The sequence below is a fragment of the Sphingobium abikonense NBRC 16140 genome (assembly GCF_001598335.1).
GTDB classification, from domain to species: domain Bacteria; phylum Pseudomonadota; class Alphaproteobacteria; order Sphingomonadales; family Sphingomonadaceae; genus Sphingobium; species Sphingobium abikonense.
In genome coordinates, this window is the sequence record NZ_BCYT01000010.1 from 22,270 (window position 1) to 35,179 (window position 12,910).

The following is a 12,910-nucleotide window of genomic DNA, read 5'->3' on the forward strand; positions in this document are numbered from 1 at the left end:
GTGATCGAAACAGCGCCGGTCAAGATTGAGGAGAGCGATGCATGGTTGACGGGCCAATCCTGACGATGGGCGCCATGATCAAGGCTTCGGCGGCGAATTATGCCGACCGGGACGCCATCGTCTTCCCCGACGACCGGCTGACCTATGCGGAGTTGGACCACAAAGCCATGCAATGGGCCAAGGCATTGGTCGCGCTTGGGGTACAGCCCGGCGCCCATGTCGGTATTTTGCTTCCAACCTGCATTGATTTCATCACGGCCTTTTACGGGATCGTCATGGCTGGCGCTGTGGCGGTGCCGATTAACGCGCGGTATCAGGCGTCGGAACTGGGCTATGTCGCCGCCAATGCCGATCTGGTCGCCATCATCACAATCGGCAAGGTGGCCGACGGTCTGGATTTCAGTGCGCGGCTGAATGCGGCGCTGCCGTCTCTTGCTGCCGCGGCTGATCCGCGCAATTTGGCGCTGCCGGAAGCGCCGTGCCTGCGAAGCGTGATTTGTCTCGATGAAAAATGCGCGCCCAGCCTGTTGCGCGCTGAAGACGCATTGACGGCCGGAGCAGACATTCCCGACACGCAGGTGCAGCAGCGTATCGATGACGTTGCCCCAGCCGACATCGCGATGATCCTGTATACTTCGGGGACCACGGCCAACCCCAAGGGGGCGATGATAAGCCATCGGGCTCAGGTGGCCAACAGCCGCAATCTTGGCCGTCGCTATGAATGCGGCGCTGACGATAGGGTCTGGTCACCGCTGCCGATTTTTCATATCGCGGGCATTCTGCCCATGACGATGATCCTGGATCTGGGCGGCGCCTATATGACGATACCGCGGTTCGATCCTGCCGTGGGCCTGCAAATGCTGGGTCGGGAACGGGCAACCATTGCCTATCCCAGCTTCGTCACGATCATGCAGGACCTGATCACCCATCCGAGTTTTGAGGAAACCGATCTGTCTCATTTGAGGGTCATGAACTCCAATTTCGCGGTTCAACCTGAATGGATCAAACATGCTGTTGCCGCGGCGATGCCGCACACTATTCAGGTCGGAACATACGGCCTGACAGAGGCGGCCGGCACCGTGTCGACCAGCCGGCTGTCGGATAGTTATGCGGTGAGGACCGGGCGTTGCGGCGTGCCGCTCGACGAATGGCAGGTCCGCATTGTTGATCCCGAGACGCAGGAGGATTGCCCCGCCGGAAAGCAGGGTGAAATTGTGCTTGGCGGTCCGAATATCCTCATTGGCTATTATAATGCGCCAGAAAAGACGTCCGAAGCGATCCGCGATGGATGGTTCTACACTGGTGACATTGGATCGATCGACGAGGACGGCAATGTGATGTTCCACGGCCGTACGAAGGATATGCTCAAGGTTGGTGGCGAAAATGTCGCCGCTGCTGAAATCGAAGCGATGCTGCAAACCCATGGCGCGGTCAAGCTGGCGCAGATCATCAGCCTGCCCGATGATCGGTATTCCGAAGTGCCTGCGGCCTTTGTGGAACTGGTCGAGGGAGAAGCGGCAAGCGAGGCGGAACTCATAGAGCATTGCCGGGGCCGTATCGCCAGCTTCAAGATCCCGCGCCACGTCCGCTTCGTGTCGCAATGGCCAATGTCGACATCCAAGATACAGAAATTCCGGCTGCGCGAGCAGCTGATCGCCGAGCTGCAATCCGTGTGACCCGGTCGCAGACACAAAAAAGACAGTCACGACTGCTTTTTTCTTGCAAGAAGACGGGGTCATTGTCTAACAAGTTTTCACGGGAAAAGGCATGACTGGCGCGGATAGACAAGCGGCAGTCGCAGGACGAGGATAGGTGAAAAATGGATCTGGGGCTGTCAGGCAGGAAGGCCATCCTTGTCGGTGCCGCGCGCGGGATCGGCTATTCCGTCGCTGAGGTTCTCGCGCGAGAAGGATGCGATATTGCACTGACCGCCCGCAGTGAGGACAGCGTCAAGGACGCGGTCGCCGAACTGTCGAAATATGGGACGAAGGTGATTGGCAAGCCGGTCAACGTGAAGCAGCCGGATCAATATAAAGACTGGATCGATTGGGCGATCGAAGAGCTGGATGGTGTCGACATCCTTGTTCCCTTCCTATCCGCCGGCGGCGGCATGGGTAGCGAAAAATATTGGCATAATGCCTTTGAAACCGATGTGATGGGGCCGGTTCGTGCCGTGGAAGCGGTGCTGGAAACCATGACCCAGCAGCAGCGCGGGTCGATTGTCCTGATCGGCACGACATCGGTGGTCGAAGCCATGGGCGGACCTCAACCTTATAATGCGATGAAGGCCAGCCTGATCACATGGGGCAAGCAACTCGCTCTCTGGCACGGCAAAAATGGCATTCGCGTCAATATCGTGTCGCCCGGCCCCATCGAATTCGAAGGCGGCAATTGGGACATGATCAAGGGCACGATGGAAAAATTCTACCAGTCGCAGCTGCGTCAGCATCCGATGGGGCGGCTTGGCAAGCCGGAGGAAGTCGCCAAAGCGATCGCCTTTCTGGCGAGCGACGCGGCGAGCTGGTGCAACGGATCTCACCTGGTCGTCGATGGCGGCTTTACGAACCGGACGCAATTCTGATGAAGCCGCACGTCATGGGCTGGGACCGGGCAACGATGGACGTGAAACGCGTCGTCGATGTCTATCGCGTCGATCCCGACATGGCGGGCAACGGAACGCCGGTCGAAAAAGCGCCCGATCCAGATCTTGGGACGGATATCATTCCGGCCGCGCGCTATTTTTCGCCTGAATTCATGAAGCTGGAATGGGACCGGGTCTGGACCAAGGTCTGGCTGTTGGGCGGGCGCAGCGATGATCTGCGTGAACCGGGCGATTATATCTGCACCGACATCGGCAAGGAATCGGTGTTGATCGTGCGCCAGGCCGATGGTTCCATCCGTGCCTTTCCCAATCTGTGCCTGCATCGCGGCAATCGGCTTCGTCCGGAAGGCCGCGGCAATGCCGAGCAATTTCGGTGCATGTATCATCACTGGACATACGGGCTGGACGGCAGCCTCGACCATATTCCCGACCTGTGCACCTTCCACCAGGGCGGGCCGCCGGGAATGGCGCTGACCGCCTTGCCTTGTGTCGAATGGAACAGCTTTGTCTGGTTTTCACTCAATCCCGACGTCGAGCCTTTTGACGATTTCATCCATCCGCTGCGCCAGCATCTCGAACCCTATCATCCAGAGCGCATGGCCTGGACGCGCGATATCACCGTGGAATGGGACTGTAACTGGAAGGCGTCAGTCGACGCGTTCAGCGAAACATACCATGTTCAGGGCATTCATCCGCAGCTCAAATGGTATCTCGACGACGTGAATGTGCAGATCGACTGCTATGGTCGGCACAATCGCTATCTGATCCCGTTTGCCGCGATCAGTCCCCGGGTAGCGCTGCCAAGCCAGATCCCGCCGGCAATCTATGAAATCATGGTCAAGGCCGGGATGGACCCGGCCGATTATGAGGGGCGGGTCACTGACATTCGCCGCGACGTGCAGCTCTATAAGCGCGAACACGGCGCTGCGCAGGGGAAGGATTATTCTGAACTCAATGACGAGCAGCTGACGGACGACTACCACTATACCATCTTCCCCAATATTTCGGTCAACGTGCATGCGGATGACATCATGTTGTTTCGCCAGCGCCCCCATCCCACCGATCCCAACAAGATGTTCTACGACATCTGGATGTTTGAACTGGTGCCGCAGGGCGAGGAATGGCCGGAACGGGTGCGACACCAGCATTTCAAGCATGGTGACAAGACCATCGGACAGGTTCTGGATCAGGATGCATTCAACCTCCCGACCGTGCAGACCGGCATGCAGTCCGATTTCTATCCCGGCTTGTGGATCGGCGACCAGGAATTGCGCATCCGGCATTTCCACAAGGTTCTGGACGAATATCTCTACCCCCGTGGCAAGCAGCCCGGCGATTTGTGACGCCAATCACCAAAAGGAAAAGCCTCATGCCGCTCGACAGCGATCAGTTGCTGCACGCTTACCGCCAGATGAAAACGATCCGGCTGTTCGAGGAGCGGTTGCACGATGAAATCAAGACCGGAGAGATCGGCGGCTTCACACATCTCTACGCTGGTCAGGAGGCGGTTGCCGTCGGCATCTGCATGCAACTGACGACCGAGGACAAGATTGTATCCACCCACCGCGGACATGGCCATTGTATCGCCAAGGGCTGCGATGTCATCGGCATGATGAAGGAGATATATGGCCGCGCTGGCGGCCTGTGTAAGGGGCGGGCCGGCTCCATGCATATCGCGGACCTGGATGTCGGCATGCTGGGCGCAAATGGCATCGTCGGCGGAGGCGCCCCCCAGGCTGTGGGGGCGGCGCTGGCGGCGCGCATCGACGGTAAGGGGCGGGTCGGGGTTGCCTTTTCCGGCGATGGCGCCTGTAACCAGGGTACGACGTTCGAAGCGATGAACCTTGCGGTCGTGACCAAAGCGCCGGCCATCTTCGTCTTTGAAAATAATCATTATTCCGAACATACAGGTGACGCCTATGCTGTCGGGACGGCAGACGACATCGCCAGCCGCGCCGAGGCGTTCGGCATGCGTGCATGGCGCGCGGACGGCTGCGATTTCTTTTCCACTTATGACGCCTTTGCCGAATTGCTGGAGCATGTTCGTGGCGGGAATGGCCCGGCAGCGATCGAACTCGATACCGAACGCTATTTCGGCCATTTCGAAGGCGATCCCCAGCGTTATCGCGGCAAGGGCGAACTTGATCGAATCCGCGCTGAACGCGACTGCCTGACCGCCTTTCGGGAAAAGGTGCGCATGGAAGGATCGGTGACGCACGCAGCGCTTGATCAGGTGGATGAGGACGTCGCCGCATTGATTGACGACGCCGTGGCGCAGGCGCGCGCCGATGCCGAACCTGATCCCGCGAACGTCGCCGACGACGTTTACGCTGACTATTTCTAAGCTAGAGGGGAGAGGCAGATGGCCATCATGAACATCCGCGAGGCGATCGTCGCTACCCTACATGCGGAGATGGAGCGCGATCCCGACATTCTTCTTCTCGGGGAAGATGTCGTAGGCGGCAATGGTACGGCTGGCGGCCCCGAAGCCATCGGCGGCATCTGGGGAACCAGCCCCGGCTTGTGGGCCAAGTTCGGTCCGGAACGCGTGATTGACACGCCGATCAGCGAAAGCGCGATCATCGGCGCGGCTGCAGGCGCCGCTCTATCGGGCAAGCGTCCAGTCGCCGAATTGATGTTTGCGGATTTCGTCGGCGTCAGCCTGGATCAAATCTGGAATCAGATGGCGAAATTCCGGTATATGTTCGGCGGTAAGGCCCGGTGCCCCGCGGTCGTTCGGCTTGTCTATGGCGCGGGCATGCAGACCGCCGCGCAGCATAGCCAGTCGGTCTACGCCATGTTGACGGCGATGCCCGGCCTCAAGGTCGTTCTTCCTACGACCCCGGCGGACGCGAAGGGCCTTTTGACAGAGGCGCTGCGCGGCGATGATCCGGTCATGTTTTTCGAGCACAAGACGCTTTATGGCGTGAAGGGCGAAGTGCCAGATGGCGACCATCGCCAGCGTTTCGGGGAAGCGCGGGTCGTGCGTGAAGGGGGCGACGCCACCATCGTTGCATGCGGCCGCATGGTGAATTTCTCGGAAAAGGCGGCGGACAAGCTGGCCGTCGACGGGATTGGCGTCGACCTGCTGGATCTACGGACCACCAGCCCGCTTGATGAAGATGCGATTCTGGAGTCGGTTGAGCAAACCGGTCGATTAATCGTGGTCGATGAAAGCCCGCCCCGGTGCAGCCTTGCGGCCGATATTGCCGCGATGGTGACCGAACGCGCTTTCACCAGCCTCAAAGCCCCCCCGGCCATGGTGACGGCACCTCATAGCCCCGTGCCCTTTGCGCGATCACTGGAGCGGGCATGGGTGCCATCGCCGCAAAAGATAGAGGATGCAGTTCGGCGCGTTCTGGCCTTCCCCGGGAGGAGTGGCCAATGACGACGCTCACGCCCTTCACGATGCCCAAATGGGGGATCGAAATGGCAGAGGGCACAATCGCCGAATGGATGGTGGCCGAAAACGCGCCCTTCACCAGGGGCACGGTCCTGACGCTTATCGAAACCGACAAGATCACCAACGAGGTCGAGGCCGAGAAGGACGGCCGTTTCGTGCGGATCATCGCAGAGGCCGGGCAAAGCTATCCGGTGGGTGCCTTGCTGGCCGTGCTCAGTGATGGCGGTGAAGCCAGTGCAGCGGAAATCGACGCCTTGGTCGCATCGTTTCGCCCTTCGGAATCGGGGTTTGATCCCGAGGCGTCATCGACCCCCAGTCCGCCATCTGCGCCGCCCGCTACATCGGACGCAGCAGCGACAGACATTGATCCGGCATTGGCAAGCCCGACTGCCATTCAGGAGGCGCGGCGGCTTGGCGTTGACTTGGCACAGGTTCAGGGGTCGGGTCGCAATGGCCGGGTCTTTGCGCAGGACGTGCATCAGACGGCCTATCCGTCCCCATCGGTCAGCCTCGCGGGTCCGTTCCCCGCAACGCCGCCTAGCTCGGTCCTGTCGACGCCGGTTGCCCGGCGCTTGGCCGCGCTTAACAGCGTTGACCTGTCGTCAGTTGCCGGGTCGGGGGCGCGCGGCAAGGTGAAGCGTGACGATGTCCTGGCGGTCCTGAAGCAGACAGGCGCGGAGGCCCCTTCACCCCCTGCACCGGATATGTCGGCTGCGCCTGCGGGAGACCACGCGGCGCACTTCGATGTCGTCCCCATGTCATCAATGCGCCGCACTATCGCGCGACGCCTGACGGAGGCGAAGCAGCAGATACCCCATTTTTACGTCCGTCGGCGTGTGCGTGCGGATCGACTGCTTGCGTTGCGTGGCGCAATCCAGGGGGAGCGGCCAAGCGTCAATGACTTTCTCATCCGTGCCTGTGCGCTTGCCTTGATGGAAGTGCCCGCACTGAATATCCAGGTCCATGACAAGGAGATGCATCGGTTTTCCGGCGCTGACATCGCCGTCGCCGTCGCGACTGACCGAGGCCTTGTTACGCCCATCCTGTTTGGCGCTGACGACCTGTCCCTGACCGACATACATGGCCGCATGGCATCGCTCGCCCAGCGCGCGCGAACCGGAAAATTGCGGCCGGAGGAGTTTACCGGAGGCAGCTTTTCCATTTCCAATCTGGGCGGCTTTGGCGTCGAGCAGTTCGACGCCATCATCAACCCGCCCCAGGGCGCGATACTGGCGGTGGGCGCGGCGCGCCCCGAGCCGGTCGACGACGATGGCGCAATCCGGATCGTGCCGGTGCTCCACCTGTCATTGTCCTGCGACCATCGCGCGATCGACGGGGCGGATGGCGGCCGTTTCATGGCTGCTCTCGCCAAGCTGATCGAACAACCCCATTTGCTCTAGAGGCGCGAACGATGCATTTTCAGCTTACCGACGACCAGCGTCAGCTTCAGGAAGCCGCTCGCGCCTTTGCTCGCGCCGAATTACCCGCTATCGCCGCAGAGCTGGAGCGGGATAACCGACCGCCAAGCCGCGATTTGGTGAAACGCTATGCGGAACTCGGCTTTCTTGGCATCAATGTGTCGAGCGATCTGGGCGGGCTTGGCCTTGGCAATATCGAAGCGCTGATCGTTCTTGAAGAATTCGGCAAAATCTCGTCAGCTGTTGGATTTCCGGTATTTGAATCCTCGGTCGGGCCGGTGCGCGCGATTGAACATTTTGCGTCGGACAATTTGCGTAAGCGGATTGTTCCGGCCGTATGCGCAGGCGAACTGGTGGTGGCTGTGTCGATGTCCGAACCCGACGCCGGCAGCGCCCTCACCGATCTCAAGACGAGCGGGACCATCCGTGGCGACCGTGTCATTATCAACGGGACGAAACGCTGGTGCTCCGGCGGTGGACACGCGGATGCCTATGTCGTTTATTGTCGGCTGTCGGACGCGCCGGGCGCGAAAGGTATTGGAGCGGTTCTGGTCGAGAAGGACACGCCCGGCCTCAGTTTCGGGCCGAATGAGCAGCTGATGGGTTTCCGGGGCATTCCCTCGTCCGATCTGCATTTCGACGATTGCGAGGTGCCAGTCGACAATATCATCGTGCCCGCTGACGGCGGTTTCAAGAAGTTGATGGAGGCTTTCGATCTGGAGCGATGCGGCAATGCGACCATGTCGCTGGCGCAGGCGTCAGGGGCATTGGAGGATGTGAGCGCCTATGTGCTGGAGCGCAAGCAGTTCGGAAGACCGATCGCGGAATTTCAGGCGGTGCAACTCAAACTCGCTGAAATGCAGATGAAGGTGGAGGCCGCGCGGCTGCTGATATGGCGGGCGGCGTCTCTTGCGGAGGACGGGCTTCCGTCTGTCTTGCACAGCTCAACTGGCAAATGCTTCGCCAACACGATTGCCCGCGAAGTCACAGGCGACGCCATGCAATTGATGGGCGCCTATGGCTATTCGAAGGATTTTCCGATGGAGCGCCGGCTGCGAGACAGCTGGGGCTGGGGCATTGCCGGCGGGGCTATCGACATTCAGAAAGTGAATATCGCGGGCGCTATGCTTGGTCGGCGTTTCGATCAGCGGCGCTGAATGACCGCGTCGCGATGTGAGGTTTTAATCTCGTAAACGTGGAATGCCCGGTTGTGCAAATCTTCGGATGTAATCAGTGCTCTTGGGCGGCGCGCGTGTAGACCAGGTTGATGCTGGTGAAGGTGACGGCTTCGGTGCCGTCGTCCAGCACAACGGCATAGCGCGTCATCGCAGTCCCCCGGTCGGCTCGCGTCGCCGACGGATTCAGGCTGACGATCCGGCTAGTGACGTGAATGGTGTCGCCGGCCCTGATCGCGCGTTTGAGACGAAGTTCGTCCCATCCGATGCCACAAACCCAGTCGATGTCGCTGTTTATCTCATGATCCATCTGTCGCCACAGCGCTAGCACATGAATGCCGCTCGCGACCACTTCGCCGAAGACGGATTGTTTAGCGCGTTCCGGGTCGGTGTGAAACCATTGCGGGTCATATTGCCGCGCAAAATCGACAATCTCCTCCAATGTGACCGTGCGGGACGTTGAACGGCGGCTTTCCCCAACCGTCAGGTCTTCGAACCGGCGATGGGGGCGGGCGGCGGCATATCTCTTTGTCATATCGCCTCCCCGTTCCTGGCCGACGGCATGGCGATCGTTTCGAACCCGAAGCCGCAGCCGGCATCGACGATTTGCAGCAATTCGACGACATTGCCGTCACAATCCCGGCCGTAGGTCGCGCGGGTCGCCGCCGATCCGCCGGGCGGGCAATGGAATTCCATGCCAAGGCGCGAAAGCCGCTCATATTCGGCGATCACATCGTCGCAATAAAGGCACAGGTGGGTAATGCCGCGATCGCACATGCGCGGGTGAACCGTCCGCGGATCGTTGCTGTCATATTGGAAGACTTCGATATGCAGATTGCCGAGGCGAATCATCTGATAGCGCGCGCTGCTATCTTTTAGTCCGACCATCTGATCGATCCGCTCATTGCCGGGCTGCCATCCGCCTTCCGCGCCGGCCCGTTCGAAGCCGAACCAGCGTTCATAATGATCGACGAACCGATCAAGATCGGCTGTCGAAATGGCGAGATGATGGACGCCCCGGATCACCGCGCCTGCGCCTCGGCCATCCTTGCCTGTTTGACAGCAGTCATGATCTCCGCATTGGTCGGATTTCGGCGCAGCGTCAGCCCGCCATTCACTTGCAGTGTCTGGCCGGTCATGAAACAAGCGTCGCCCGCCAGCCATGAAACGGCTTCGGCAATGTCCTCGCTGGTGCCCACCCGCCCGAGTGGGTATTCCTTTGCGAAGGTATCGATGATGGCGGCGTTCTTTGCCGCTTTTTCCGTCATCGGCGTCGCGGTGAACCCGGGCGCAACTGAATTGGCGCGAATGCCCCGATGGCCAAATTCATTGGCGATGCACCGTATGACATGATCGGCGCCGGCTTTCGTGCCCATATAGGCGGCATGATCCTCCAGCATGATTGACGCCGTCGCGGAGGAAATCTGGATCAACGATCCGCCATCGCGCATCACGCGCAGCATCGCCTGATAGAAAAGGAGCGCGCCGGTAAATTGCAACGCGGTCATCTGCTCTATGTCGGCCTTGCTGGTATCCAGAAAGGGCTTGAGCAGTCCCCAACCTGTTGCGTTGACGGCGATATCAACGCCGCCATGCGCGTTTTTCGCTGTCTCACCCAGTCGGGCCAGATCGCCTTCATTGGTCATGTCGCAATCGCTCACCGCCAGCCCGCCAATCTCCCTGGCAAAGCGTTCCAATTCCTCGGCCTTGCGCCCGGCTACGATGATGTCGGCGCCATCCGATCGCAGCTTACGGGCGATGACCTGGGCCATGTTGCCCCGGTTTGCCGCGCCCATGACGACGGCGGTCTTCCCTGCCAGATGGCCCATATCACTCTCCTGTAACGGACAGGTTTTCTGCCCATCCTGCTTCTTGATCTGCCGCAGTAACGAAGCGCTCATCTTTGAGGACGCTGGTCGTTTAGGCTGCCGATCCTATCGGTCACAATAAAACAGTCAACACTGATGGTTATTTCATGACGGCTTTCTATGCACGGAGGACGTGGTTTCGACCGCACAATTTCGTTTTTTATGATAGTTTTTCCAACTTGGCAGCGGTTCTGGAAAATCAGCGGGCCGTGCTGTTGTATAGGCGCGATTGCGCAAGGGATTGGACAAAATACCGGGATAATCGGCGACCGGCACATAATAGAGGAACCCGATCGTGCGCCGCGCAAATTTCCATCCGTCCGTTGTGCTGCGGTATGTGTCGTCATAGCGGAGGGCGGCCACCATCATCTGGTCGGCGCGCCACAATTCGGCATGACCGCTCACCCGCCCTGTGGCTTCATCGGTGCAATCGTCTGAAAAATCGATCTGAACGTCGTGCATGACATGCTGGCCCGGACCCAAAACATCAAACCGCCCATGATATTGCGCCATGATGGCGTCGATTCCCGACGCATTCATGACACCGTCCCGGGATGTGAGGATGGCATCCTCAACAAACAGCGCGCGCAGGGCGTCAAGGTCGCGATCGTCGATCGTGAAGCTATAGCGAGCAATCAGCTGCCGGATCTGCGATTCCGCCTCCAGGCGCGCGATCCGCTCTTCAAATGTCGGCATGTTCTGGTCCTCTCCCCACGTCGCCCTCCTGGCGCAATATCGGCGCTCAGGCTGGCCGCATCGCCCGGATCTGTTCTTCCAGCATTTTGAGCAGCGGCGGGACCATCGCTTCATCCAGCGCACCGGTCATAATGCTCATCGCCATACCCTCGATCAGCGTCTGCGAAAGCGCCATCGCTTGTGCGAAACGGGCCGGCGCATCCCGCCATTCGGGAAATAGCGCAAAGGCTTCGGTGTTGAACCGCTCGCGATATTCGACCTGTACCACCTGCATGATCTTGGCCAGTTCGGCATTGGTCCGCGCGGCCATGGCCAATTCCTGAAAGGCAGCAAAGGCTGGCTTTTGCGTCTGCTTCCAATAGGCGCTGATCATGGATGCGGGGTCGTGTTGCGATGTTTCCGACGTTCGGCGGAACGCGCGCAGGCGGCGCTCATGCAGTTCGACGACCGTGGCACGGATAAGCGTTGCGCTATTGTCGAAATGATGCAGCATCGCGCCTCGCGACATGCCCGCTTCCATGGCAACCAGCGGCGTTGTGGTCCCAGAATAGCCAACCTTGACCAGGCATCGGATGGTCGCATCGATCAGCTTGCCGCGTGTCTGCGCGCTTTTGAGTGCCTGGCGTGTTGGACTGGCGGATGCCGCTTTTTCGTCGGCCCCCGATCGGATGGCGACGTCCCGCCGTCGGTCATGTGCTGTCGCCAAATCCGTTGCTCCATCCATGACGGGTCGCCAGCAAAAAGGGCATGGCGGCTCGCTTTCCTACAATTTGCCTTCCCGCCTGTCGTCCAGCATGCGTGCCAGCCCCTGCTGACTGACCGTCGCCACGATCTGCCCGTCTCGCCGGAATATATGGCCGCGCCCCAGAGCTACGGCGTCCGATGCGGCCGGACTGTCCATCACGTAGAGCATCCACTCATCGACGCGGAAATCATCATGGAACCAGATCGCGTGGTCCAGACTGCTGCTTTGTAGAAAATCATTCGCCCATCCCATCCCGAGCGGCGCCAGCGCGGTATGGAATATGTGCATGTCGGACGCATAGGCCAGCAGTCGCTGTTGCACTGCTGTTCCCCCATTTTCGGTGCCGTTCAGTCTGAACCACATGGATCGTCTGGCCGGACCGGTATCGCGCTCGTCAAATCGAAATTGTTCGACCGGGCGCCAGTCAAACATTTGCCGGCGCTGCCAGAATGGCCGATGCCGTTCTGGCAGCCTGTCGCCATAGGCGGCGATCAGATCATCCAGCTTCGGCAATTTTTCAGGTGGTGGCACATCGGCCATTGTCACGCTGAAATGCGGGGCACGTTCGCGCAGTTTGAACGACGCCATCAAGTTGACGATCGGGACGCCGTCCTGCGTCATCCGCACCAAACGGTTGGCGAAGCTGCGGCCGTCACTTTCTCGTGTCACCGCAAAATCGACCGGTCGATCCGTCAGGCCAGGTTTCAGAAAATAGGCATGGAGGCTGTGGGCGATCTTGTCGGGCGGCACGGTCTGCTGGGCCGCCGCAAGACTTTGCGACACGACCGCGCCGCCAAACAGGCGTAGAAGGCCGCTCTTGACGGGCGCGACCCGAAACCGGTCTTCGCCGATCGTTTCAAAGGCGAAGGCGTCGCGCCGTTCGATCTCGGGATCGTCAGGGTAGGGGGAGCGCTGGGCCAGGGTCGGTTCTTCCAAAGTTTGTTGGGACCGGACCTGTATCAGCGCAGCATCGCCATAGCGATCCACTAAAAGCGGGCGCGGA

At 60.0% G+C, this 12,910-nt stretch carries 13 protein-coding genes; 7 read left to right on the forward strand and 6 right to left on the reverse strand.

The features are described from left to right. Positions 1–41: 41 nt before the first annotated feature. The 7 genes from SAB01S_RS12180 to SAB01S_RS12210 all read left to right on the forward strand — a co-directional run bounded on the left by SAB01S_RS12180 (position 42) and on the right by SAB01S_RS12210 (position 8,580). The gene (locus SAB01S_RS12180) at positions 42–1,676 is read left to right on the forward strand and encodes a class I adenylate-forming enzyme family protein (RefSeq protein WP_062733329.1); all 1,635 of its coding nucleotides are present in this window, start codon (positions 42–44) and stop codon (positions 1,674–1,676) included. A 143-nt stretch (positions 1,677–1,819) separates the two neighbouring features. Then, on the forward strand, positions 1,820–2,581 hold the full coding sequence (locus SAB01S_RS12185) for an SDR family NAD(P)-dependent oxidoreductase (RefSeq protein WP_062733331.1): 762 nt from the start codon (positions 1,820–1,822) through the stop codon (positions 2,579–2,581). Next, entirely contained in the window at positions 2,581–3,945 is a 1,365-nt protein-coding gene (locus SAB01S_RS12190) for an aromatic ring-hydroxylating oxygenase subunit alpha (protein WP_245646473.1), read from the forward strand. Before SAB01S_RS12185 ends, SAB01S_RS12190 begins: the two co-directional genes overlap by 1 nt. A gap of 26 nt (positions 3,946–3,971) precedes the next feature. Further along, positions 3,972–4,946: a thiamine pyrophosphate-dependent dehydrogenase E1 component subunit alpha gene (locus SAB01S_RS12195; protein WP_062733332.1), complete on the forward strand. Its 975-nt coding sequence runs from the start codon at positions 3,972–3,974 to the stop codon at positions 4,944–4,946. Positions 4,947–4,964: 18 nt separating this feature from the next. Beyond that, on the forward strand, positions 4,965–5,990 hold the full coding sequence (locus SAB01S_RS12200; protein WP_062733334.1) for an alpha-ketoacid dehydrogenase subunit beta: 1,026 nt from the start codon (positions 4,965–4,967) through the stop codon (positions 5,988–5,990). Then, on the forward strand, positions 5,987–7,405 hold the full coding sequence (locus SAB01S_RS12205; protein ID WP_062733335.1) for a dihydrolipoamide acetyltransferase family protein: 1,419 nt from the start codon (positions 5,987–5,989) through the stop codon (positions 7,403–7,405). The genes SAB01S_RS12200 and SAB01S_RS12205 overlap by 4 nt, the downstream gene beginning before the upstream one ends. Positions 7,406–7,416: 11 nt before the next feature. Continuing rightward, positions 7,417–8,580 carry an acyl-CoA dehydrogenase family protein gene (locus SAB01S_RS12210; RefSeq protein WP_062733337.1) on the forward strand — a complete coding sequence of 388 codons (1,164 nt, stop codon included), beginning with the start codon at positions 7,417–7,419 and terminating at the stop codon, positions 8,578–8,580. 73 nt (positions 8,581–8,653) lie between these two features. Here the strand turns inward: SAB01S_RS12210 and SAB01S_RS12215 are convergent, their stop codons facing one another. From SAB01S_RS12215 to SAB01S_RS12240, 6 genes are all read right to left on the reverse strand, one after another. Next, a complete protein-coding gene (locus tag SAB01S_RS12215; protein WP_062733338.1) occupies positions 8,654–9,133 on the reverse strand; it encodes a MaoC/PaaZ C-terminal domain-containing protein in 480 nt (159 codons plus the stop codon). Further along, a complete protein-coding gene (locus tag SAB01S_RS12220; protein ID WP_062733340.1) occupies positions 9,130–9,624 on the reverse strand; it encodes a VOC family protein in 495 nt (164 codons plus the stop codon). Before SAB01S_RS12220 ends, SAB01S_RS12215 begins: the two co-directional genes overlap by 4 nt. Then, the gene (locus tag SAB01S_RS12225) at positions 9,621–10,427 is read right to left on the reverse strand and encodes an SDR family oxidoreductase (protein ID WP_062733341.1); all 807 of its coding nucleotides are present in this window, start codon (positions 10,425–10,427) and stop codon (positions 9,621–9,623) included. Before SAB01S_RS12225 ends, SAB01S_RS12220 begins: the two co-directional genes overlap by 4 nt. Positions 10,428–10,571: 144 nt before the next feature. Then, positions 10,572–11,162, reverse strand: coding sequence for a nuclear transport factor 2 family protein (locus SAB01S_RS12230; protein ID WP_062733343.1), 591 nt, complete (start codon positions 11,160–11,162; stop codon positions 10,572–10,574). Between the two features lie 46 nt (positions 11,163–11,208). Further along, on the reverse strand, positions 11,209–11,868 hold the full coding sequence (locus tag SAB01S_RS12235; protein WP_245646474.1) for a TetR family transcriptional regulator: 660 nt from the start codon (positions 11,866–11,868) through the stop codon (positions 11,209–11,211). A 57-nt stretch (positions 11,869–11,925) separates the two neighbouring features. Continuing rightward, positions 11,926–12,843 carry an acyl-CoA thioesterase gene (locus SAB01S_RS12240; protein WP_245646475.1) on the reverse strand — a complete coding sequence of 306 codons (918 nt, stop codon included), beginning with the start codon at positions 12,841–12,843 and terminating at the stop codon, positions 11,926–11,928. Positions 12,844–12,910 lie beyond the last annotated feature (67 nt).